The 21,350-nt window shown below is 69.0% G+C and carries 20 protein-coding genes and 2 pseudogenes; 11 read left to right on the top strand and 11 right to left on the bottom strand.

The window, feature by feature from the left end; genetic code table 11:
- Positions 1 to 109 precede the first annotated feature (109 nt).
- Both QT386_RS19065 and QT386_RS19060 read right to left on the bottom strand, forming a co-directional pair.
- Positions 110 to 868 carry an SDR family NAD(P)-dependent oxidoreductase gene (locus QT386_RS19065; protein ID WP_289275338.1) on the bottom strand — a complete coding sequence of 253 codons (759 nt, stop codon included), beginning with the start codon at positions 866 to 868 and terminating at the stop codon, positions 110 to 112.
- Positions 869 to 1,118: 250 nt separating this feature from the next.
- Positions 1,119 to 2,261 (bottom strand): LLM class flavin-dependent oxidoreductase, encoded by a 1,143-nt coding sequence (locus QT386_RS19060; RefSeq protein WP_289275337.1) that lies wholly within the window; start codon positions 2,259 to 2,261, stop codon positions 1,119 to 1,121.
- Positions 2,262 to 2,433: 172 nt separating this feature from the next.
- Here QT386_RS19060 and QT386_RS19055 point away from each other — a divergent pair, with 172 nt between their 5' ends.
- The 5 genes from QT386_RS19055 to QT386_RS19035 all read left to right on the top strand — a co-directional run bounded on the left by QT386_RS19055 (position 2,434) and on the right by QT386_RS19035 (position 7,112).
- Complete coding sequence (locus tag QT386_RS19055) at positions 2,434 to 3,372, top strand: alpha/beta hydrolase (protein WP_289275336.1); 939 nt, start codon at positions 2,434 to 2,436, stop codon at positions 3,370 to 3,372.
- A gap of 107 nt (positions 3,373 to 3,479) precedes the next feature.
- Complete coding sequence (locus tag QT386_RS19050; protein ID WP_289275335.1) at positions 3,480 to 4,676, top strand: helix-turn-helix transcriptional regulator; 1,197 nt, start codon at positions 3,480 to 3,482, stop codon at positions 4,674 to 4,676.
- Positions 4,677 to 4,795: 119 nt separating this feature from the next.
- Entirely contained in the window at positions 4,796 to 5,545 is a 750-nt protein-coding gene (locus tag QT386_RS19045) for an SDR family NAD(P)-dependent oxidoreductase (RefSeq protein ID WP_289275334.1), read from the top strand.
- 31 nt (positions 5,546 to 5,576) lie between these two features.
- The gene (locus QT386_RS19040; protein WP_289275333.1) at positions 5,577 to 6,503 is read left to right on the top strand and encodes an alpha/beta hydrolase; all 927 of its coding nucleotides are present in this window, start codon (positions 5,577 to 5,579) and stop codon (positions 6,501 to 6,503) included.
- A gap of 399 nt (positions 6,504 to 6,902) precedes the next feature.
- Positions 6,903 to 7,112, top strand: coding sequence for a hypothetical protein (locus tag QT386_RS19035; protein WP_289275332.1), 210 nt, complete (start codon positions 6,903 to 6,905; stop codon positions 7,110 to 7,112).
- 76 nt (positions 7,113 to 7,188) lie between these two features.
- Here QT386_RS19035 and QT386_RS19030 read toward each other — a convergent pair whose 3' ends face one another.
- The 5 genes from QT386_RS19030 to QT386_RS19010 form a co-directional block, all read right to left on the bottom strand.
- Positions 7,189 to 7,632, bottom strand: coding sequence for a cytochrome c (locus QT386_RS19030; RefSeq protein ID WP_289275331.1), 444 nt, complete (start codon positions 7,630 to 7,632; stop codon positions 7,189 to 7,191).
- A gap of 89 nt (positions 7,633 to 7,721) precedes the next feature.
- The gene (locus QT386_RS19025) at positions 7,722 to 8,717 is read right to left on the bottom strand and encodes a HupE/UreJ family protein (RefSeq protein ID WP_289275330.1); all 996 of its coding nucleotides are present in this window, start codon (positions 8,715 to 8,717) and stop codon (positions 7,722 to 7,724) included.
- Positions 8,714 to 9,637: a peptidylprolyl isomerase gene (locus QT386_RS19020; RefSeq protein ID WP_289275329.1), complete on the bottom strand. Its 924-nt coding sequence runs from the start codon at positions 9,635 to 9,637 to the stop codon at positions 8,714 to 8,716. The genes QT386_RS19025 and QT386_RS19020 overlap by 4 nt, the downstream gene beginning before the upstream one ends.
- A gap of 137 nt (positions 9,638 to 9,774) precedes the next feature.
- Positions 9,775 to 11,724, bottom strand: a complete 1,950-nt coding sequence (locus QT386_RS19015) for a DUF3604 domain-containing protein (protein WP_289275328.1) — start codon at positions 11,722 to 11,724, stop codon at positions 9,775 to 9,777.
- A 96-nt stretch (positions 11,725 to 11,820) separates the two neighbouring features.
- Entirely contained in the window at positions 11,821 to 12,588 is a 768-nt protein-coding gene (locus QT386_RS19010; protein ID WP_289275327.1) for an SDR family oxidoreductase, read from the bottom strand.
- 146 nt (positions 12,589 to 12,734) lie between these two features.
- On the opposite strand from QT386_RS19010, the gene QT386_RS19005 reads away from it, so the two are divergent.
- From QT386_RS19005 to QT386_RS18985, 5 genes are all read left to right on the top strand, one after another.
- Positions 12,735 to 13,565, top strand: a complete 831-nt coding sequence (locus QT386_RS19005) for an alpha/beta fold hydrolase (RefSeq protein WP_289275326.1) — start codon at positions 12,735 to 12,737, stop codon at positions 13,563 to 13,565.
- Positions 13,565 to 14,362, top strand: coding sequence for a fumarylacetoacetate hydrolase family protein (locus QT386_RS19000; protein WP_289275325.1), 798 nt, complete (start codon positions 13,565 to 13,567; stop codon positions 14,360 to 14,362). The genes QT386_RS19005 and QT386_RS19000 overlap by 1 nt, the downstream gene beginning before the upstream one ends.
- 96 nt (positions 14,363 to 14,458) lie before the next feature.
- Entirely contained in the window at positions 14,459 to 15,364 is a 906-nt protein-coding gene (locus tag QT386_RS18995; RefSeq protein WP_289275324.1) for an acetaldehyde dehydrogenase (acetylating), read from the top strand.
- A gap of 66 nt (positions 15,365 to 15,430) precedes the next feature.
- Positions 15,431 to 16,480, top strand: a complete 1,050-nt coding sequence (gene dmpG / locus QT386_RS18990) for a 4-hydroxy-2-oxovalerate aldolase (RefSeq protein WP_289275323.1) — start codon at positions 15,431 to 15,433, stop codon at positions 16,478 to 16,480.
- 2 nt (positions 16,481 to 16,482) lie between these two features.
- Complete coding sequence (locus QT386_RS18985) at positions 16,483 to 17,457, top strand: SDR family NAD(P)-dependent oxidoreductase (RefSeq protein WP_289275322.1); 975 nt, start codon at positions 16,483 to 16,485, stop codon at positions 17,455 to 17,457.
- On the opposite strand, the gene QT386_RS18980 is transcribed toward QT386_RS18985, so the two are convergent.
- The 4 genes and pseudogenes from QT386_RS18980 to QT386_RS18960 form a co-directional block, all read right to left on the bottom strand.
- Complete coding sequence (locus QT386_RS18980) at positions 17,436 to 18,029, bottom strand: hypothetical protein (protein ID WP_289275321.1); 594 nt, start codon at positions 18,027 to 18,029, stop codon at positions 17,436 to 17,438. The two genes, QT386_RS18985 and QT386_RS18980, sit on opposite strands and share 22 nt — an antisense overlap.
- A gap of 98 nt (positions 18,030 to 18,127) precedes the next feature.
- A complete protein-coding gene (locus QT386_RS18975; RefSeq protein ID WP_289275320.1) occupies positions 18,128 to 18,898 on the bottom strand; it encodes an SDR family NAD(P)-dependent oxidoreductase in 771 nt (256 codons plus the stop codon).
- A pseudogene (locus tag QT386_RS23520) lies at positions 18,895 to 20,044 on the bottom strand (acyl-CoA dehydrogenase family protein). The gene QT386_RS18975 and the pseudogene QT386_RS23520 overlap by 4 nt, the downstream one beginning before the upstream one ends.
- A 137-nt stretch (positions 20,045 to 20,181) precedes the next feature.
- Positions 20,182 to 20,688 (bottom strand): annotated as a pseudogene (locus tag QT386_RS18960) (acyl-CoA dehydrogenase family protein); the annotation flags it as partial.
- A gap of 4 nt (positions 20,689 to 20,692) precedes the next feature.
- Between QT386_RS18960 and QT386_RS18955 the strand changes: the two are divergent.
- Positions 20,693 to 21,322, top strand: a complete 630-nt coding sequence (locus QT386_RS18955) for a TetR/AcrR family transcriptional regulator (RefSeq protein WP_289275316.1) — start codon at positions 20,693 to 20,695, stop codon at positions 21,320 to 21,322.
- Positions 21,323 to 21,350 lie beyond the last annotated feature (28 nt).

The raw sequence follows: 21,350 nt of genomic DNA, 5'->3' as shown, positions 1-21,350 counted from the left end.
TCCGATCCCGTGAAAAGGTCGCCCTGTAGGAGCCAGCTTGCTGGCGACCGGGGGAACAGGTCGCCAGCGAGCTGGCTCCTACACCATCCAGCGCCGGGTCGGCTCCTCGTCAGCGAAACTTCGCGCCGCCGTCGACGCCGATCACCTGGCCGTTGATCCAGGCGCCGTCGTCCGACATCAGCATGGCCACCATCGCGGCGATGTCTTCGCTGGTGCCCAGGCGCGGGCTGCGCGTGATGGCCAGCGTGGCCTGGCGCAGGTCCTCGGGGAAGTGGTCGCGCAGCTGCTCGGTCAGCACCAGGCCCGGGGCGATGGCATTGGCGCGCATGCCCTGCTTGCCCCAGCGCGAGGCGACGTGGCGCATCAGCGCCTGCAGGCCCGCCTTGCTCACGGCATAGGACACGCGCGTGGGCTCGCCCATGTCGGCCGCGCCGGAGCTGGTGTAGACGATGGACCCGCCGCGCTTGAGCAGCTCCGGCAGGGCATGGCGCGTGCACAGAAGGTGGCCACGCAAGTTGACCGACAGCGTGCGGTCGAAGATGTCCAGGGGGACCTCCAGCGCGTCGCCGTCCGACAGGATCGCGCGCATGTCGGCGGCGTTGACGTGGATGCCGTCGAGCCCGCCATAGGCGGTCACGGCCGCACGCACCATGGCCGCGACGCTGGCCTCGTCGGCGATATCGCAGTGGACTGCGGTGGCCTGGCCGCCGTCGGCGACGATGCCCGCCGCCACCGAGCGCGCGCTGGCGGTATTGATGTCCGCCACCACCACCGAGGCGCCTTCCGACGCCAGCCGCTGCGCGGTGACCGCACCGATGCCGGAGCCGGCGCCTACCACCGCGATGACCTTGTTCTCGAGCCTGCGCATGGCTGTTCTCCCCTTCTGGTCTTGTGGGACGACTGTCTCAGACTTACGGGGTGGGGGAACTCATCCGAATGCAGCAGCGGGTGATTCCCTCGCCCGCGTGCGGGAGAGGGTTTCTGTAGAGCAGGCCCGGGCCCGCCCTTGCTGGATTTACAGAAACCCTCTCGGCAACTGCTCCTGCGTTGCCCTACCTCGGGCATCCATGCCCTCGTCCCGGCCCCTCTCCCGCAAGCGGGCGAGGGGTTTTTGGCCACTAGGCGGCTGCCTTCTTCGGCTGCGCGCGGAAATGCGGGATCACGTGCTCGCCGATGTTGCGCAGCGTCTCCAGCTGCGCCCACTGCGGGATGGTGCCCATCTGGCAGATGAACAGGATCTCGTCGGCGCCGGCGTCGATCAGGCGCTGGACGTAGCCGATGCAGTCCTCCACCGTGCCGTAGGCATGGTTGGGGTTCATCAGCATCATGCTGGGGTCGCTGAAGTCGAAGCTGACCTTCTCGGAGGCGAACTGCGTGCGGATCACGTCCTTGCCGTCGGCGTCGTGCGTGGTGACGTCGTCGTCCCACTTCGAGGGGTCCGGCTTGGGGCCGGCGCCGTACCAGTGGCCCAGGGACTCCATGAAGTAGCGCTGGCCCTTGATGCCGATCTTGCGGGCCTGCTGGCCGTCCTTCAGCACGATGGTCGGGCACAGGGCGGCGAGATGCTGGTTGGGACGGAAACCCACCTGGTCCTCGGCCTTTCGCGAGGCCCAGGCGGTGCGGTAGACCTCGTTCTTCTTCGCCACGTCCTCGGGGCCGCCGAAGCCCAGTACCAGGGCGCCCATGCCGCGCTGGCCGGCGCGGGTCAGCGTGTCGGTGTTGGTGCAGGCCATGTACATCGGCGGGTGCGGGTCCTGGTAGGGCTTGGGGTGGATCGGGCGACGCGGGATCTTGATGAACTCGCCGTCGTGCTCGATCTCGTCCTGCACCATGATCTTGGGGATCAGGTACATCGCCTCGTCGATCTGCGGGTGCAGCGTCGCCAGGTTATAGCCGAAGGTGCCCGCTTCCTGCTGCGTGCCGCCCTTGCCTACGCCGAAGTGCACGCGGCCATGGCTCAGCAGATCCAGCGTGGCGATGCGCTCGGCCACTTTCACCGGGTGGTTCATTGCCGGCGGCAAGCAGACTACGCCATGGCCCAGGTGGATACGGCTGGTCTTGCCGGCCAGGAAGGCCAGCACGGTTTCCGGTGCGCTCATGTGGGCGTAGTGGGTCAGGGCGGTATGTTCCACGCACCAGATCACGTCGAAACCCATCTGCTCGGCCAGCGTGGCCTGCTCCACGATCTCGTCGAACACGCGGCGGTCGCCCGCGCGCGAGGCATCGGTGGTCTGGGCTTCGTAGATCAGGGAAAATCTCATGGCAGCTCTCCTCAAGGACACTCGCGCGCCCATAAGGGGCGGCGTTCTGGAGCCAGTATCGGAAGCGCACCCGGCTCCGGCTTCGTCGCTTTTATGTCGTCCGTTTTGAGATACCGCGCCGCAAAACGAGCGCGCAGAGTGCGGCCATGACACGGACGAGGAGATATCGACAATGACGCTGGACCCCCATGTTGAGGGCATGCTCAAGGCGCTGGCCGCCTATGCCGCGCCCGACTTCTCCACGATGACGGCGACCGGCTACCGTGCCGGCATTGCCGGCCGCGATGGCCTGCTGGGCCCCGGCGATACCGTGGCGCGCAGCGAGGACCGCGAGATCGCCGGCCCCGGCGGCCCGCTGAAGCTGCGGCTGTACTACCCGGACGTGCCCGGGCCGCTGCCGCTGACGCTGTTCTTCCACGGTGGCGGCTTCGTGGCCTGCGGCCTGGATACGCACGACAACATCTGCCGCTGCCTGGCGGTGCGAGCGCAGACCCTGGTGGTATCGGTGGATTACCGCCTGGCGCCCGAGGCCCCCTTCCCTGCCGCCGTGCACGATGCAATGGCGGCGCTGGAGTGGCTGCGTGCTCATGCCGGCGAGATCGGCGGCGACGCGCAGCGCATCGCCCTGGCCGGTGACAGTGCCGGCGGCAATCTCGCGGCGGTGCTGGCGCAGCAGGCCCGGGCGCGCGGCTGGAGCCTGCAGCACCAGTTGCTGATGTACCCGGTGACGGACCTGGCGGAGGAGTCGGCGTCTTATGCGGCCTGCGGCCAGGGTTACTTCCTGACGGCGGAGGGCCTGCGCTGGTTCCGCGCGCAGTACCTCAGCGGCGGCGGCGATGCGACCGATCCGCGCGCCTCGCCGCTGCGGGCCAAGGACTTCGGCGGGCTGGCGCCGGCCACCATCGTGACCGCCGAGTACGACCCCCTGCGCGACGAGGGCGAGGCCTATGCCCTGTCGCTGCGGCTGGCCGGGGTGCCCGCGGTGCTGCAGCGCTGGCCGGGGCAAATCCATGGCTTTATCAGCATGTTGGGTCCGATCCCGGCGGCCGATGCGGCGCTGGACTTTGCGGCCGCGGAACTGCGCCGCGCCTTCGGCTCCCAGGCCAGGTGAGTCCCGGTCACCAAGGTTTCATCAATTCAGACGAATCCGGGGTCTGGTATCCCGGTTAATCCTGTAGTCGCCGGTGCCCCCGTCTCCGGCGCGAGGAGGACAACAAGATGCTGCGCTTGATCACTCCGGGCGAATCCCGCCCGAGCCGGATGCCGAAAGGCCTGATCGCCGGCGGTGGCGTGTCGATGGAGTTCGACCGTCTCAACGCGCTGTTCGACGCGATCTACGAAGGGCCGATGGAGGCTGCACCCTGGCAGACGGCGTTGCGCCTGCTGCAGCAGACCTTCGGCGCGATGCACGTGACCATGATCCTGCGTCCGCCGTCTTCGCAATCCGCCGGCTTCATGCTCAACACCGATTCGGCGGCGGCGGATGCCACCGAGTCCTACCAGAACCATTTCTTCGCGCTCGATCCCTTCGTAGGCCTGCCGGAAGACCAGGTGATCACGCCGGAGGAACTGGTAGGCGCCAACCGCTGGAACAGCAGTGCGCTGTACCGCGAGTACCTGCGCCCGATGAACGTGGAGCACCTGGTGGGCGCCGACCTGCGCACGCAGGAAGGCATCGAGTGCCGCTTCCGCGTGTCGCGCTCGGCCGACGCCCCTCCCTTCTCCGACAGCGACAAGGCGCTGTGCCGCGCGCTTCTGCCGCACCTCAAGCGCGCCGTGCGCCTGCATGCGCAGATCGACACCCTGGAATGCGAGCGCCAGCTCTATGCCGGCACCGTCAACCGCATGCTGCTGGGCACGGTCAGCTTCGCGCATAACGGCGACGTGATCGAGATCAACCCCGAGGCCCGCCGCATACTCAACGAGAAGGACGGCATGCGCGTGCAGGGCGACACCATCTGCCTGGACCGCAACGACGAAGGCCGCGAGCTGCAGCGCATCATCCGCAAGGTCTGCTCCGGCGCGCCGGTGGACCCGGGCCTGATCGAGGCGATGTCGGTAACGCGCCCTTCCGGCCGCATGAACCTGGGCGTGGTGGTGAAGCCGGCCCCGGTCAGCAACTGGCCGCACGACAGCTCGCGTCGCCCGGTGGCGGTGATGTTCCTGCGCGATCCGGAATGCAGCGGCAAGGCCTCCGAGGAAGCGATCCGCCGCCTCTTCGGGCTGACGCGCATGGAAGCGGCGCTGGCCCAGTGCCTGGCCGATGGCCTCACGGTGGAAGAGGCCGCCGAGAAGCTCAACGTCAAGCGCACCACGGCGCGCACCTACCTGCGCTTCATCTTCTGCAAGACCGGCGTGACGCGGCAGACCAAGCTGGTGCGCACCTTGCTGAACAGCGTCGTCGCGCTGAGCTAGTTTCCCGAATTTTCCCGTCTGCTCGTGCCGGGCCTGCCAAGGCACGGGCGGACCGTCCCTGCGCGCTCCGTTCATGCTTCGACAGGCTCAGCACGAACGGATATCGAAGTGAGTCATCCATGAACGAATTGAAAGACAAGATCGCCATCATCACTGGCGCCGCCAGCGGCATCGGCCGCGCCGCCGCCGTCCGCTTCGCCGAGGAAGGCGCCAAGCTGGTACTGGCCGACATCGACGAGAAGGCCGGCGCCGCGCTGGCGGCGGAGTTGCCCGCTGCGGTGTTCCAGCGCTGCGATGTCTCGAAACACGAGCAGTGCACGGCGCTAGTGGACCTGGCGGAGAAGACTTACGGCCGGCTCGACATCGCCTTCAACAACGCCGGCATCTCCGACGGGCCGATCCCGCCGGGCACGCTGGACTACCCGCTGGAGCTGTGGGACCGCATCATCTCGATCAATCTCTCCAGCGTGTTCTACTGCCTGCGCGCGCAGGTGCGCTCCATGCTGAAGACCGGCGGCGGCAGCATCGTCAACACGGCCTCCATCGCCGGGCAGATCGCCTTTGCCGGCGTACCGGGCTATGTCGCCGCCAAGCATGGCGTGGTAGGCCTGACCAAGACCGTGGCCGTGGAGTACGCGGCCCAGGGCATCCGCTGCAATGCCATCGCCCCCGGTTTCATAGAGACGGCGATGACCCAGGACGTGCTGGGCGCCGCGCAGGGACGGCAGATGATGGCCATGGCGGTGCCGGCCGGCCGTGCGGGCGAGGCCCGCGAGATCGCCGACTTGGCGCTGTGGCTGGCCTCGCCGCGCGCGTCCTACGTCAACGGTGCCCTGATGGCCGCCGACGGGGGCTTCCTGGCACGCTAGGATTCGGGACATTCCCGCTTCCGGAGCATCCATGACCCTCGACCCGCAGGCCCAGGCCATGCTGCAGGCGCTGTCGCGCCTGCGCCCCTTCGACTTCGCCACGCTCACCGGCGAGGGCTACCGCGCGGTGATGGACCGCAGCGGCCTGTTCGCCGCCGGGGACGAGGTGCATGCCGTGGAGGAGCGCGAGATCGCGGGGCCCGGCGGCGGCCTGCGCCTGCGCATCTACCGCCCGGGTGCGATGGGCGGCCATCCCGTGACCGTGTTCTTCCACGGTGGCGGCTTCGTCGGCTGCACGCTGGATACGCACGACAATGTCTGCCGCTGTCTGTGCCGACGCGCGGACAGCGTGGTGGTCTCGGTGGATTATCGCCGCGCGCCGGAAGCGCCCTTCCCCGCCGCCTTGGACGACGCCCTGGCCGCCCTGCGCTGGGTGCATGCGCACGCAGCGGAACTGGGCGGCGATCCCGCGCGGCTGGCGGTGGCCGGCGACAGTGCGGGCGGCAACCTCTCCGCCGTGGTCTCGCAGCTCTGCCGCGACAGCGGCCCGGCGCTGCGCCACCAACTGCTGATCTACCCAGCCACCGACTTCGCAGCCGAGACGGAATCGCGCCGCAGCCGCGCCGAGGGCTACTTCCTGACCGCCGGGCTGATGCGCTGGTTCGGCGACCAGTACACCCCCGACCCGGCCGTGCGCGCGGACCCGCGCGTGTCGCCGCTGCGCGCCAGCGATTTCCGCGGCCTGCCGCCGGCCACGGTGCTGGTGGCCGGCTACGACCCCTTGTACGACGAGGGCCTGGCCTATGCCGGGAAGCTGCGCGAGGCCGGCGTGCCGGTGGAGGTGCTGGATTACCCCGGGCAGATCCACGGCTTCATCAACATGCTGGGGGCCATCGGCGCCGCCGACGAGGCCCTGGAGCGCAGCGCGGCCGCGCTGCGCAAGGCGTTTTCGGCCTAGGGCCTGTTAACCCTGCCGCGATCGCTGCGATGCCCCTGTATTCGCTAACGGGCACGACGGGAGGAGGGAGCTTGGTGGTTCCAAGTGCCCGACGACCAACACCGCATGGTGGCAAAGACGGGGGCACCCGGAGGGCAGGATCGTTTTGGCGCATGGCGTTGTCCAGCCCCGCTGATGTACGTTGAATACACGGCGCGTGACGGGACTTAGCCCTGCGCCAAAGCGATCTCCGTCGCAGCGGTCGCGGTAGGGTTAACAGGCCCTCATGCGGACAAGCGGTAGCGCCAGAACGATGACGGCATGAACCAGTAGGTTTTGCCGACTGAATTCCGGCGCGTTCCTGCCGTTGAATAGACAGCAAGGGAGGCAAACCCCACCCCTCCCGGCAAAGGAACCGCCATGAACCCGATCCTGTCCACGCTGGCCCAATTCATGATCCTGATGCCGGCCAACTTCGCCCTGAGCCTGCTGGACCGCGCCAAACCGCTGGCCGCCGGAGAGCTCAAGGCCCGCAGCCGCCGCGGCGAACTGCTGCTCTCCAGCCTGTTCGTCACCGGCTGGTGGGCGCTGATCATCCAGGCCGTGCAGGGCGTCATCGGGCTGCCGTAGGGCCGGGCAGGCCAGCATCCGCGCCCTCCCTCGCCTAGCGGGGGAGGGTTTTTATTGGCCCGAGGCGTTGCCGGCCTCAGCGTTCGGGCAGTTGGGCGCGCAGGGCCAGGGTATCCACATCGCGGCCGGATGCCGCTCGCGCGGCGCGCAGCGTTTCCAGGCCGATGGGCTCATAGCCTGCCGCCGGCTGGTTGATGGTCTCTGCGACGTAGCGCAGCACCGCGGCCAGGTCTTCGTCCCCCAGGCGCCAGCGGAAGGTCAGCATCAGGGCGGAATAGCTTTGCCCGTGAACCTTGATCTCCCCGGCCAGCCCGTGAACAACGGCGCGCGCGATGTAGCTGCGCCCCAGTTCCGTGGCCAGCCAGGCCTCCATGCCGGTCAGCGGCGGGGCGTGGCCGGCAATGCCCTGGCCCTGCGGCATGTGGCAGACCGCGCAGCGCTGCGCATACAAGGCCGCTCCGTCCGCCGCCATCGCGGAGCACGGCAACACCAGGAGCAGCGCGATCAGGCGGCGAAGCATCGGGAGATATCCAGGCCCGGGAGGCCAGGGATACGCAAGGATCACACCATGGGCGGGGGCTCGCCGCCGCCGGCCCATGGGCTGAAACGCTACAAGCCCAGTCCCGAAACCCTCTCGAGGCTCCAGTAGGCCGCCAGGGCGCCGATCAGGTAGACCGGCACCAGCCGCGGCAGCGGCCCCTGAGCTGCCGCCGGCAGGCGCCGCCAGGCCAGGCCCAGGGCCAGCAGCACGACCACCAGCAGGATCTGCCCGAGCTCGATGCCGAGGTTGAAGGCGAACAGGGCCAGCGGGATTTCCTGCGCCGGCAGCCCCACCTCCGACAGCGCCCCGGCGAAGCCCAGGCCGTGCAGCAGGCCGAAGCTCACCGCCATCAGGGCCGGGCGGCGCGCCAGCAGGGTCGGCGCGCGGTCCGAGGGCCGCGCCAGTTCACAGGCCAGCAGCAGGATGCTGAGCGCGATGCCGAGCTCGGTCAGGCCCGGGTTGACCCGGACGAAGCCCAGCGCCGCCAGGCCCAGCGTCACGCTGTGCCCCAGCGTGAAGGCGGTGACGGTGATCAGCAGGGGCTTGAGCCGCCGCACCAGCAGCACCAGGGCCGCCACGAACAGCACGTGGTCGAAACCGAACAGCAGATGCTCCACACCCAGGTGCAGGTAGGACGGGAATACCGCGGGCGCGGCCGCGGGCGCGGCCTCGGGCGCCGGCACGGTGTAGGAGGAGCGCGCGCCATCCAGCAGGGTCTTCACCACCGAGCCATCGGCACGCTCCACGCGCAGGATCACGTTGATGCCGGCGCGTTCGAGCTGCGGCACCGACAGGCTGCGTCCGGTCAGGCCGCCCGGGCATTGCACCGCCCAGCGCGCGGTATAGGCGCCGCGGTCGTCACGGTCGATGCGCGGCTCCTCCACGCGCACGCAGTCGGCCGGCAACTGCGGCTCCACGCCCACCGCCTGCAGGATCGAGGCGCGCCACAGCAGCTCCACGCGGCCTTCCACGCCCTCGCGCAGCTGCAGCAGCGCCGGCGCCAGCGGATGAGCCTGGGCGGCGCCGCAGCACAGCCAAACCAGCAGGGCGAGCCAGCGCTTCATGACACCACCGGCGCGACGCCGGCCTCCGCGTCGACACGGTAGCGCTGCAGCAGGCGCGCCCGCGCCTCGGCCAGCTGGCGCTGCTGGCGCTCGGCCTGCAGCGCGTAGGCGGCCTGGCGGCGCACGGCGGCGAAGTCCGCCCCCGCGGCCTCCTCGCGCTGCTGCAGGCGCAGCAGGTGCCAGCCGTAGGGCGAAGCCACCGGGCCGGTCCACTCGCCGGGCGCCGCCTGCGCCACCGCGGCGGCCAGCGGCTGGCCGAGCTGGCGCGCGATCTCGTCCTGGGTCAGCGCGCGGAACTGCGGGCCCAGCAGGAAGGCATCGCCGGCCGGCTCGGCGCCGGCGCGCAGCGCCGCGAGCTGGCGGCCGGCTTCGGCCTCACCGCGCGAGGGCTGCAGGAAGACCTGCTCGAAGCTGTAGCGCACCGGCGCGGCATAGCGTTGCGGGTGTGCGGCGACATAGTCGCGCAGCTCCTGCTCGGTCGGCTCGGCCTGCGCCAGCAGGCGCTGCTCCATGGCCTGGATCAGCCTGCGCCGCGCCACCAGGTCGCTCTGGCGCATCTCCAGCGCCTCGGCCTCGCGCAGCAGCTCGGCGTCGTCCAGCTTCGACTCCGGGTAGGCGAAGCGCAGGTTCATCAGCAGGCGCCGCTGCGCCACCGGGTCACGCTGATCCAGGCCCAGGCGCAGGGCTTCGCGCAGCAGGGCCTCGTCTTCCAGCCAGCGGCGGTAGCTGGCCTGCAGCTGCTGCGCGTCGGGCGTGCGGCCGGTGTCGCGGCGCCAGTCCTCGCGCAAGCGCTCGACGTCGGCGGCGCTGACGCGGATCGGTTCGGTGGGCGGCGGGATCCAGGCCTGGGCGAGGTGCAGTAGGGCGCCGAGGAGGAGGAAGTGCAGCAGGGGGTGGCGGAGGAGGCGCTTGAGTCTCATGACGATTCCACCAACCGTTCACACCGAGCAGCGACGCGAAGCGGCGCATATCGGGGTGCGCAGCCGGCCCTCGATACACCGCTTCGCGGCACTCGGGCTGAACGGTTCGTGAGGAATCGGAGCAGGCATTCCAGACCTCACGGCGCCGGCTTGTACCAGATCGGCGACGTCCAGGCCCGCTCCTGCACGGTCTTCGGGTAGTCGGCGTTGCAGCAGTCGGCGAAGGCCTCGGGCACGGCATCCGGGTCGGCACAGCTGATGCCGGCGGCCACGCACTGGCGCGTGGACCAGCGGCAGCTGGGGTTCTCCAGCACGCGGGCGTAGTAGAAGGCGTTCTGCGAAGGATCGAAGTCCGGGTCTTCCCAGACGCTGCAGAGGCTGGCGTAACCTTCGCCTGAGGTCTCGCAGGTGTCGGTGTTGACCGAGGCGCCGTTGTCCTTGTTGCCGGCAATCTCGTAGACCGCTTCGTGCTTCTCGCCGTTGGCGATCCAGCCCTTGACGATCTGGATGTGCTGCAGCGGCTCCACCTTCTCGCCGCTGGCGCCCGGGTCGCGCAGCGCGGACACGGCGAAGCGCGGCTTCAGGCCGCTGGCGGGCAGCGCCGGCAGGTCACCGCCCATCGGCACGCCCGTGCGGTAACCCTCGGCGGCGAAGTTGCGGCTGCCGCAGAGGCCGTCCGGCAGGTTCCAGCCACCGTAGAAGCGCACCACCGGCCGCGTGCCGCTGGTGGCGTAGGCCTCGCGCCGGCGCATGGCGGAGAACAGCGAGCTGCGCGTGTTCTCCTCGGCCCAGAGCACGGCCAGGCCGCCGGGGCTGTTCTCGATGCGGTCGGTGAGACCGGGCGGCAGATCGTCGCGAGCACTGGCGCCAGCGCCGCCGTGGCCCGGATAGTCCTGCTCCTGCACGCGCCCGGGGGTGCCCAGGTGCGTGTCGGAGCTGCCGACGAAGCCGTACTTGAAGGGATTGGCGCCGATGGTCTGCTCGTAGCGCAGGCCTTCCTTCAGCGCGTCGCGCAGGTAGTCGCGCTCCAGCGGCGCGCCGCTGGCGGCGGGGCTGATCTGGCTGCCGATGAAGTTGCGATAGGGGATCAGCTCGAAGCCGCACTGCTCGTCGGCGAGGCCGGCACCGGTGGTGCCCAGGCACTCGGACTGGCCCTTGTGCTGGTAGATCTCCGCCAGCGGCTCGTTGAACTGGCGCGCCTGCGCGTACTCCTCGGTGAAGTTGCGGCCGCGGCGGTCCTTGCCGCGGAACATCAGCCCACCGGCGAGGTTGGAGTTGTGCGGGATGGTCAGCACGTTGCAGCCCTGGTCGCTGCGGCACTGCTCGGCCAGCGCCTCCCACAGCAGCTCCGGCTCGGGCGTCTCCAGGTAGCTGGGCGGAATCTCCGGCACCACCTCGCTTTCGAACAGCACGTTGCGGTGCAGGTTGTTGGACAGCGGCGCGCCGGTCCACTCGTAGCCGACGAACGTGGTGAAGCGGCACTCCGCACTGCGGTCGAGGTAGGCCTCGGCCGCCAGCTGCATGTCGCGCCAGGGGGTCTTGGCGGCCTCGATGCAGCGCTCGCCGCCGAGCCCGCAGAACGGCAGGCGCGGAATCTTCTCGCCGTCACCCGAGGGCAGGCCGAACAGACCGGGGCCCAGAAGGTTGAAGACGACGAAGGCCTGCGGCGGCGCGGCGCGGTAGAAGCGGCACTCCAGCGAGTTGTAGCCCTCCAGCTCAGGGTTGGTGCAGATCTCGGTCTCGCCGAACAGCTCGGCGTGGTCGGTGACGGCGGCGAAGTCCAGCGGGCGCGACAGCCGGGTGGTGCGCAGCGGCTGGCCCTCGGCGTTGTAGGGCTGGATGCCCAGCTCTTCGCCCTGCGCGAAGCGGTAGGCCTCGTGCGGGCCGATCACGGTGCCCTGGGTGTTGGCGTCCAGCGAGTACTTGGTGTGGACGTGCAGGTCGCCGAAGAAGGGCTGGCGCTGATCGTTGTAATGGCGGCACTTGGCGCTGGCCGGCGGGGGATTGCCGGAGCCGGCGGGCTCGTCACTGCGGCCGCAGGCCGTCAAGGCCAGCAGCAATCCCAGGCATAGCAAGCGACGCATCATCCCTTCTCCTCCCCGTCCCGCTTCCCTTGTGCCCCGGCAGTCCCAGGGCAAACGGAAATCTTAATGGTTCGACCGGCCAGGGACCTTAGTATTTGTTCACTGGTCCTTATTCACCTGCGCTGCATCGAGGAACGCCGGACGCTCGCCACCACCGTGCAGCACGAGGTTGGTGCCCGAGGCATACGAGGCCTCCGGCGACGACAGCCAGACGCAGGCGTTGCCGATGTCGGCGGGGTCGGCCAGGCGGGCCATCGGCACGGTGCTGGCCACGGCCGCGATGCCGGCCTCGTCGCCATAGTGCAGGTCGGATTGCTCGGTGCGGACCATGCCGGGGCTGACCGCGACCACGCGCACCTTGGGCGCCCATTCCACGGCCAGGGACTGGGTCAGGTTTAGCAGGCCGGCCTTGGCGGCGCCGTAGGCCGCGGTGCCCGGCGAGGGACGCAGGGCCGAGACGCTGGCGACGTTGACGATGACGCCGCCGCCGTCCTGGGCCTGCATCAGGGCATTGGCCTTCTGCGCGAAGTGGAACGGCGCCAGCAGGTTCAGCGCGATGATGGATTCGTGGAAGCGCGGCGAGGCCTTGTCGGCCATCACGAAGGGCGCACCGCCGGCATTGTTGACCAGCACGTCGAGCCGGCCATGCTTTTCGGCGATGCCGGCGAACAGGGCGTCAACCGCCTCGCGGTTGCGGACGTCGCAGGCGACGAATTCGGCGGTGTTGCCGTTCACCTCCGGCAGCACGGCGGGGGCCTCGCGGCCGCAGATCACGACCCGCGCCCCCGTGGCCAGGAAGCGCTCGGTGATGCCGCGACCCACGCCCTTGGCGCCCCCGGTAACCAGTACGACCCTGCCCTGCTGCACGTAAAACTCCCGAAAAAGTCCTTTCTGGCCATCATCCTAGGCGATTGCAGGGGGTGGAGCTTTACTCCAAAAGGATGAAGCAGCAGCCGCCCCGGAGGAGGACCATTCGCTGGCAGAAAACCATGCCCGACGGAAAGCCCGCTCCCATGAACAGCAAACCCGTACCCGAGGGTCAGTACGTTACCCTCAAGAACGGCTACCGCATCCATTACCAGGACCAGGGCCAGGGCCCGGTCGTGGTGTTCCTGCATGGCTCGGGCAACGGCGCCAGCGGCTACAGCAACTTCAAGGGCAACTACCCGGAGCTGGCCCAGGCCGGCTACCGCTGCGTGGTGCCCGACCTGATCGGCTTCGGTTATTCCGACAAGCCGGATGACGTCGAATACCCCCTGTCCTTCTTCGTGGACTGCCTCAAGCAGACCCTGGACGCCCTGGGCGTGCAGAAGGCCACCTTGGTTGGCAACTCGCTGGGCGGCGCCGTGGCGCTGGGCTTTGCCCTCACCCATCCGGACAACGTCGAGAAGCTGGTGCTGATGGCCCCCGGCGGCCTCAACGAGCTGCCGGACTACCTGGAAATGCCGGGCATGAAGGCCATGTTCGCGCTCTACGGTTCCGGCCAGCCGGTGACCGAGGCGGCGATGAAGGACTTCTTCATCAAGGCCTTCGTGGTGGACCCGACCGTGGTCACCGACGACCTGGTGCATGAGCGCGCCGAGATGGCCAAGCTGCAGAACCCGCAGGTGATCAAGACGCTGAAGGTGCCGGTGATGACCGGGCGCCTGGGAGAGATCGCCTGCCCGGTGCTGACGCTGTGGGGCCTCAACGAGAACATGATGCCGGACAGCGGCATCATGCGCCTGGCCAAGGGCCTGAAGAACGGCCGCATGGTGCTGGTGCCGCAGTGCGGCCACTGGGTGATGATGGAGCACCGCGGGCTATTCAACCGGACGGTGCTCGACTTCCTGAGGAACGGCTGATGGCGCTCCCGGAATCCCGAATCATTGCGCTGGGCGACGAACTGTTCGCCGCGCTACGCTCGCGCTCCGTGCTGGAGCCGCTGACCAACCGCGAGGCCGGCATCGACATCGACGATGCCTACCGTATCTCGCTGCGCTTCCTGTCGCGCCGCGAGGCCGAGGGCGAGCGCGTCATCGGCAAGAAGATCGGCGTCACCAGCAAGCCGGTGCAGGACATGCTCGGCGTGCACCAGCCGGACTTCGGCTTCCTCACCGACCGCATGCACGTGGCCAACGGCAGCACGGTGAGCATCGCCGGCTCCGGCCTGATCCAGCCGCGCGCCGAGGGCGAGATCGCCTTCGTGCTGAAGAAGGACCTGCGCGGCCCGGGCATCACCGAGGAGCAGGTGCTGGACGCCACCGAGTACGTGGCGCCCTGCTTCGAGATCGTGGATTCCCGTATCCGCGACTGGAAGATCAAGATCCAGGACACCGTGGCCGACAACGCCTCCTGCGGCGTGTTCGTGGTGGGCGATGCCCGCATCGACCCGCGCTCTCTGGACCTGGCGGCGGCGACCATGGAGATCCACCAGAACGGCCAGCACGTCGCTTCCGGCGTCGGCGCGGCCGTGCAGGGCCACCCGGCCACCGCGGTCGCCTGGCTGGCGAACACGCTGGGCCGCTTCGGCATCCCCTTCCTGGCTGGCGAGGTCATTCTCTCCGGTTCGCTCGCGCCGCTGCTGCCGGCAGTGGCGGGCGACCGCTTCGAGATGAGCATCGCCGGCATCGGTACCGCCTCGATCGGTTTCGAAGCATGAGCCCGGGCCGGATTCCAACACCTGTAGGAGCCAGCTTGCTGGCGACAGTCGCCGGCAAGCCGGCTCCTACATCCGTTCTGTAAAGCGAGTTTCTCCATGAAAAAAATCAAGTGCGCCATCATCGGTCCCGGCAACATCGGCACCGACCTGCTCTACAAGCTGAAGCGTTCTCAGGTTCTGGAGCCGGTCTGGATGGTGGGCGTGGACCCGACCTCCGAGGGCCTGGCGCGTGCGCGCGAGCACGGCCTGAAGACCACCGACAAGGGCGTGGACGGCATGCTGGAGCATGTGAAGGCCGACGGCGTGCAGATCGCCTTCGACGCCACCAGCGCCTACGTGCATAAGGAAAACTCCGACAAGCTGAACAAGCTCGGCGTGATGATGATCGACCTCACGCCGGCGGCCATCGGCCCTTACTGCGTGCCGCCGATCAACCTCAAGGAACACGCCGGCAAGCGCGAGATGAACGTCAACATGGTCACCTGCGGTGGCCAGGCGACGATCCCGATGGTCTATGCCGTGTCGCGCGTGCAGAAGGTGAAGTACGCCGAGATCATCGCCACGGTCGCCAGCAAGTCAGTGGGCCCGGGCACGCGCAAGAACATCGACGAGTTCACCCGCACCACCTCGGGCGCGGTCGCCAAGATCGGCGGCGCCGACGAGGGCAAGGCGATCATCGTGATCAACCCGGCCGAGCCGCCGATGATCATGCGCGACACCATCCACTGCCTGACGCTGGATACGCCCAGGCAGAAGGAGATCGAGGAGTCGGTGCGCGACATGGTGGCCGAGGTGCAGAAGTACGTGCCGGGCTACCGCCTGGTCAACGGCCCGGTGTTCGACGGCAACCGCGTCACCAGCTTCATGCAGGTGGAGGGCCTGGGCGACTTCCTGCCGAAGTACGCCGGCAACCTCGACATCATGACGGCGTCGGCCACGCGCACCGCCGAGATGTTCGCCGAGGAAATCCTGGCGGGCCGGCTGACGCTGGAAGCGGCGTAACCAAACAGTCCCCTCTCCCCTCGTGGGAGAGGGGAGCAAAAAGATGAAGCGGCAAGGAGCACTCAAATGAGCCTCAACCTCAAGGGCATCAAGATCAAGGTCCATGACATGTCGCTGCGCGACGGCATGCACCCCAAGCGTCACCAGATCACCATCGACCAGATGAAGTCCATCGCCCAGGGCCTGGACCAGGCGGGTTGCCCGCTGATCGAAGTCACCCACGGCGACGGCCTGGGCGGCGCCTCGGTGAACTACGGCTTCCCCGCCGCCACCGACGAGGAATACCTGCGCGCGGTGATCCCGCTGATGAAGCAGGCCAAGGTCTCGGCCCTGCTGCTGCCGGGCATCGGCACCGTGGACCACCTGAAGATGGCCGCCGATTGCGGCGTGACCACGATCCGTGTCGCCACCCACTGCACCGAGGCCGACGTCTCCGAGCAGCACATCGCGCTGGGCCGCAAGATGGGCCTGGATACGGTGGGCTTCCTGATGATGGCGCACATGATCGAGCCGGAGCAGCTGATCGAGCAGGCGCTGCTGATGGAAAGCTACGGCGCCAACTGCATCTACCTGACCGACTCGGCTGGCTACATGCTGCCGGACGACGTCACCGCCCGCATCGCGCTGGCGCGCCAGAAGCTCAAGCCGGAAACCGAGATCGGCTTCCACGGCCACCACAACCTGTCGATGGGCGTGGCCAACTCCATCGCGGCGGTCGCGGCCGGTGCGCGCCGCATCGACTGCGCCTGCGGCGGCATGGGCGCCGGTGCCGGCAACACGCCGATGGAAGTCTTCGTGGCGGTGTGCAACCGCATGGGCATCGAGACCGGGGTGGACGTGTTCAAGATCTCCGACGTGGCCGAGGACCTGGTCACGCCGATCATGGACTTCCCCGTCCGCATCGACCGCAACTCGCTGACGCTGGGCTATGCCGGCGTGTACTCCAGCTTCCTGCTGTTCGCGCGCCGCGCCGAGGCCAAGTACGGCATCCCGGCCCGTGAGCTGCTGCTGGAGCTGGGCCGCCAGAAGATGGTCGGCGGCCAGGAAGACATGATCGAGGACCTGGCGCTGACGCTGGCCCGCGAGCGTGGGCTTCTGAAGGCCAACGCCGCCTGAGCATGGGCCTGCGCCGCTACACGGCGGCGCTGGGCCGCGCCTGCCGCCGCCTGTTCGGAGCGGCGAGCGCGCAGCCCCGCGACCTGAAGGGTCGCGTCTACCTGGTCACCGGCATCGCGCCGGGCTCCATCGGCTTCGAGACCGCCCGGGCGCTGGCCGCCTGGGGGGCGACCGTGCTCGTCACCACGCGCAGTCAGCCGGATGCCGCGGCGCAGGCGCTGCGCGCAACACTCCCGCCGGGAAGCGGCAGGGTGGAGCCCCTGGCCCTGGACCTGGCCTACGCCAGCTCGGTGGACCGGCTCGCGGACTTCGTCATTGCCTATGGCCGCCTGGATGGCCTGATCAACAACGCGGGCATCCACCTGGACCTGCTGTCGCAGTGGAAGGAACCGAAGCTCGTCGACGGCCACGAGATTCACTGGCGCACGAATTACCTGGGCACGATGCAGCTGACCCTGCGCCTGTTGCCGCTGCTGCTGCAGACGGCCTCCAAGCAAGGCGAGGCGCGCGTAATCAACGTGGTGTCGATGCTGCACGCACGCGGCAGCAATGCCGGCCTGTTCGGGGGTGGCCCGGCCTACAACTCCTGGGTGGCCTACGGCAATTCCAAGCTGGCCCTGGTGCATGCCACCCAGGAACTGCAGCGGCGCCATGGCGCGCAGGGCCTCAAGGCCTTCAGCCTGCATCCGGGCGCGGTGTTCACCAACATTGCCGACAAGGGGCTCAGCGGCAACCCGCTGCTGGAGACGGTACGGCGCTTCTTCGCGCCGCTGGAGGCGATCTTCCTGCTGACACCGCAGGAAGGCGCGCAGACCACGCTGCTTTGCGCCACCGCGCCGGAGGCCGTAGGCGGGGCCTACTACCGCAGCTGCCGCGTGGCTCCCGCCAGCGCCGACAGCCGCGATGCCGCCATCTCGCGGCGGCTATGGGACGAAACCGCCGCGCCGCTGGTTCCTCAAGAACAGCCCTCGACGTAGTCCACGGCCGGCGGCAGGCCCACGCGCCAGCGTTGCGCCTTGCCCTGCGGCGAAACCTCGAAGATCAGCTTGGCGTCGCCCTGGGGCGCCCGGACGATGAGGTATTTCGCCCCTTCCACGTACTTGTGCGGCATCTGCTCGACGCGGCCGGCATAGCGCTGCAGCAGTTCCTGCGCGGTGCTGCCGACCCGCCCGCCACCCGGTGCCGGATACAGGTCCTCGTCCACGTCGAAACGGGCGAAGCGGCCGTCCACCAGCATGAACGAAGTGCCGAAGCCCTGGTGCGGCAGCGGATCGGGGAATAACTGCAGGCAGGCGCTGGGTTCGCTGCCGGAAGCCTTCAGCGGGCGGCCCCAGGCCAGGCGCACGGCGGCCTCGCCATCGCCGAAATGCGCGGGGCCGAAGCCACGGAAGCCCACCTCGTCGTCCGGCTTGGGCGGCGCAGTCGTGGGCGTGGGCGCTGCTTCGGCAGACTCCGGCTTGTGTTCAACCGGCGGGGAATTCTCGCCGCTGCCGCGCTGGCAGGCAGCCAGCGCCAGGCAGCAGGCCAGCAGGATCGAAGCGGATTTCAAGGGCGTACCCTCCGGCGTCGGAGCATGCCGCTTGGACTGGCCGCAGGCCGGCAGGTTCCCTGTGCCGGCCCGGACCCGGCCGGGCCCAGGTGAGGCGCTCAGATCGAGGTGCAGGAGTGCGCGCCGTCCACCACGATCTCGGCCCCGCTCATGTAGCGGCCGGCGTCCGAGGCCAGCAGCAGCAGGGGGCCGTCAAGGTCCGGGTACTGGCCGAAGCGGCGGAAGGGCACCCTCGCCCGCAGCTTCTCGCCGCCCTCGCTGGCGAGGTAGTCCGCATTGATCTCGGTGGAGAAGTAGCCGGGGGCGATGCTGTTGACGCGGATGCCATGCCGGGCCCATTCCAGAGCCAGGGCCCGCGTCAGGTGCGCCAGGGCCGCCTTGGACGCGCAGTACGGGGCCAGGGCGACGCCGACGCGGCTGGCCAGGATCGAGGTGATGTTGATGATGCTGCCGCCGCGCTGGGCGGCCACCATGCGCCGCGCCGCCTCCTGCGCCACCATCCAGGCGCCGCGGAGGTTGGTATCCACCACGGACGTCCACTCCGCGTCATCGCAGTCCAGGGCGCGGGCCTTGGCGCCGACGCCGGCATTGTTGACGACGATGTCCGGGGCACCCCAACACGCGGCCAGCTCGTCGAAGGCGGCCTGCACGCTGTCGCGCGCGGTCACGTCCATGGACAGCGCCAGCGCGCTGCCACCCTCCGCGTTGATCTGCTCCACCAGTGCGGAGAGCCGGTCGGCCCGGCGTGCCGCCACCGCGACCTCGGCGCCCGCACGCGCCAGCACACGGGCGAAGTACTGGCCGAAGCCGCTGGAGGCGCCGGTCACCAGGGCGCGGCGCCCCTTGAGGGAGAACAGATCGGGGCTCATGAGATCTTCCCGTCCAGCAGCTTGCTGGCCAGGCTCCAGCGGTGGACCTCGGAGGGGCCGTCGTAGATGCGGAAGGCGCGCAGGTCGCGGAAGATGCGCTCCACGATGGCCTCGCCGGTGACGCCGCGACCGCCGAGGATCTGCACCGAGCGGTCGACGATGCGCCAGGCGGCCTCGGAGGCGGTGACCTTGGTCATGCTCGACTCGCGGTTGCCGGAATGACCCTGGTCCAGCACCCAGGCGCAGTGCCAGATCGCCAGGCGCGTGTTGTGCAGGTCCATGGCGTTGTCCGCCAGCATGAAGCCCACGCCCTCGTGCTCGCCCAGGCGCTTGCCGAAGGCCTGGCGCTGCCGGGCGTAGGCCAGCGCGGTGTCGTGGGCCCGGCGCGCGGCGCCCAGCCAGCGCATGCAGTGCGTCAGCCGCGCCGGCGCCAGGCGCACCTGGGCATAGCGGAAGCCCTTGCCGATCTCACCCAGCACGTCGGCCGCCGGGATGCGCAGGTTCTCGAAGTGCAGCACGCCGTGGCCGCCGGTGAAGCAGGAATCCAGCGAGTCCATCAGGCGTTCCAGGCGGATCTCGGGCCGGGCCATGTCCGACAGGAACATGGTGGCGGAGCCGTCCTCCATCATCGCCATGATGATGACGAAGCTCGCGCCCTCGGCGCCGGTGATGAGCCACTTGGTGCCGTTGATGACGTAATGGTCGCCGTCACGCACTGCCGTGGTCTGCAGCATGGAAGGGTCGGAGCCCGCGCCCGGCGACGGCTCGGTCATGGCGAAGCAGGAGCGCGTGCGCCCCTCCGCGCTCCTTCTGCCCGGGCGTAGCCACGATCTCCATCAGGTGGATGTTGCCTTCGTCCGGTGCGTGGATGTTCAGCGCCACCGGACCGAGCGGCGAATAGCCGGCCTCCTCGAACACCACGGCCTTGGCGATGTGCGACAGGCCCAAGCCACCGAATTCGGGCGAGGCATGTGGCGTCAGCAGACCGGCGTCGCGGGCCAGGGCCACCAGTTCCTGCCGCAGTTCCTCGGTCGGGCCATGCGGGGTCTGGCGCGGATCGCGCTCGTAGGGAATCACATGCCCGGCGATGAACTCGCGGGTGCGCTGCTGCAGGGTCTGCAGCTCGGGGCTGAGGGAGAAGTCCATGGGTCGTGATCGGATCGATGGCTGAAGGATGGATCGGATGGTACGGTCCGAGCGGCCGCAGGGCATCCCCTGCAGGGTGGGAATAAAAAATCCGGACGGTAGCCCCCGTGCAGTTGCACGCATTCGTCGATGATCTATTTCATCATGTCGGAGCACCAGTATTTGGCTGCGGCGGCCGCCTCCGGGCTCGGCTTGGGCTGCTGCACCAGCTTGATGCAGCGGTCCACGTAGGCCTGGGCGATCTCGATCTCGGAGCGCATCTCGGCGAGCTTGAACTTGCTGTTCTGGAAGCTGGCCACCGGCTTGCCGAAGGCCTTGCGGCCCTTGGTGTATTCCACCGTGCCCTCGAAGGCGGCGCGGGCACCAGCGACCGACATCACGGCGATCACCATGCGTTCCCAGGCCAGTTCCTTCATCAGCATGATCAAGCCCTGGCCGATGGCCATGTCGCCGCCCAGGATGTTGGACTTGGGCACGCGCACGTTGTTGAAGAACAGCTCGCAGGTATCCTGCGCCTTCATGCCGACCTTCTTCAGCGGCTTGGCCTTGGAGAACCCGGGACGGTCGGCCTCCAGGATCACCAGGCTCACGCTCTTGCCGCCCTCGTCGCCCTCGCCCACCTTCACGGCGACGATCACCATATCGGCCGTGGCCCGGCACCCCACGCAGCAGCGCGCGAAGGACCGCTTCGACCGTATCCTGCAGGCCGCCGAAACGCTGCTGATCGAGGCGGGACTCTCTGGCTTCTCGATCCCCGCCTTGGCCGAACGCCTGGGCTACACACGCGGCAGCGTCTACGCCTACTTCCCCACGCCCTACGCGATCCTCAACGAGCTGGTGGGGCGCTACCTGGTGGAACTGGAGGCGGTGTTCTTCTCTCGCGCCGAGGAATTGCGCCGGCTGGGATGGCGCGACGGCACCGCTGTGGTGGTGGACCATGCGGTGGCCTTCCACAACGCGCACCCGGCGGCGCGACCGCTGATCCTGGGCGGTGCGGTGACCGACGACAGCTATCGCGCACAGGAGCGCACCAACAAGCGCCTGGGCGAACTGGGCCGCATGGTCTGGTACCAGGGCGGCTTGCTGCCGGGAGGCTCGCCAGACCTGACGACACTGGCCGCCGACATCGGCACCGCCTGCTTCCGCCGCTCCTTCTTCGAGTACGGCGAGATCACGCCGGCCTATCGCGACGCGGCGGTGGCGGCGATGGCGGGCTTCCTGGCGCCCTACATGGACGCCGCGGTGAAGCCCGCGGCCCGGGCGCGCAAAGCCGGCTGAGCCGGCAGCGCGCGGATAAGAAAAGGCC

This window comes from Solimonas sp. SE-A11, from assembly GCF_030345715.1.
In the GTDB taxonomy this organism is placed as follows: domain Bacteria; phylum Pseudomonadota; class Gammaproteobacteria; order Nevskiales; family Nevskiaceae; genus Solimonas_A.
The sequence above is the reverse complement of the archived record's forward strand: the minus strand, read 5'-3'. Positions and strand labels throughout refer to the sequence as shown.

Coding starts and splice junctions, on each gene's coding strand:
- QT386_RS19065 (WP_289275338.1), bottom strand. CDS start 868: ATGCGCAGGCTCGAGAACAAGGTCATCGCGGTGGTAGGCGCCGGCTCC.
- QT386_RS19060 (WP_289275337.1), bottom strand. CDS start 2,261: ATGAGATTTTCCCTGATCTACGAAGCCCAGACCACCGATGCCTCGCGC.
- QT386_RS19055 (WP_289275336.1), top strand. CDS start 2,434: ATGACGCTGGACCCCCATGTTGAGGGCATGCTCAAGGCGCTGGCCGCC.
- QT386_RS19050 (WP_289275335.1), top strand. CDS start 3,480: ATGCTGCGCTTGATCACTCCGGGCGAATCCCGCCCGAGCCGGATGCCG.
- QT386_RS19045 (WP_289275334.1), top strand. CDS start 4,796: ATGAACGAATTGAAAGACAAGATCGCCATCATCACTGGCGCCGCCAGC.
- QT386_RS19040 (WP_289275333.1), top strand. CDS start 5,577: ATGACCCTCGACCCGCAGGCCCAGGCCATGCTGCAGGCGCTGTCGCGC.
- QT386_RS19035 (WP_289275332.1), top strand. CDS start 6,903: ATGAACCCGATCCTGTCCACGCTGGCCCAATTCATGATCCTGATGCCG.
- QT386_RS19030 (WP_289275331.1), bottom strand. CDS start 7,632: ATGCTTCGCCGCCTGATCGCGCTGCTCCTGGTGTTGCCGTGCTCCGCG.
- QT386_RS19025 (WP_289275330.1), bottom strand. CDS start 8,717: ATGAAGCGCTGGCTCGCCCTGCTGGTTTGGCTGTGCTGCGGCGCCGCC.
- QT386_RS19020 (WP_289275329.1), bottom strand. CDS start 9,637: ATGAGACTCAAGCGCCTCCTCCGCCACCCCCTGCTGCACTTCCTCCTC.
- QT386_RS19015 (WP_289275328.1), bottom strand. CDS start 11,724: ATGATGCGTCGCTTGCTATGCCTGGGATTGCTGCTGGCCTTGACGGCC.
- QT386_RS19005 (WP_289275326.1), top strand. CDS start 12,735: ATGAACAGCAAACCCGTACCCGAGGGTCAGTACGTTACCCTCAAGAAC.
- QT386_RS19000 (WP_289275325.1), top strand. CDS start 13,565: ATGGCGCTCCCGGAATCCCGAATCATTGCGCTGGGCGACGAACTGTTC.
- QT386_RS18995 (WP_289275324.1), top strand. CDS start 14,459: ATGAAAAAAATCAAGTGCGCCATCATCGGTCCCGGCAACATCGGCACC.
- dmpG (WP_289275323.1), top strand. CDS start 15,431: ATGAGCCTCAACCTCAAGGGCATCAAGATCAAGGTCCATGACATGTCG.
- QT386_RS18985 (WP_289275322.1), top strand. CDS start 16,483: ATGGGCCTGCGCCGCTACACGGCGGCGCTGGGCCGCGCCTGCCGCCGC.
- QT386_RS18975 (WP_289275320.1), bottom strand. CDS start 18,898: ATGAGCCCCGATCTGTTCTCCCTCAAGGGGCGCCGCGCCCTGGTGACC.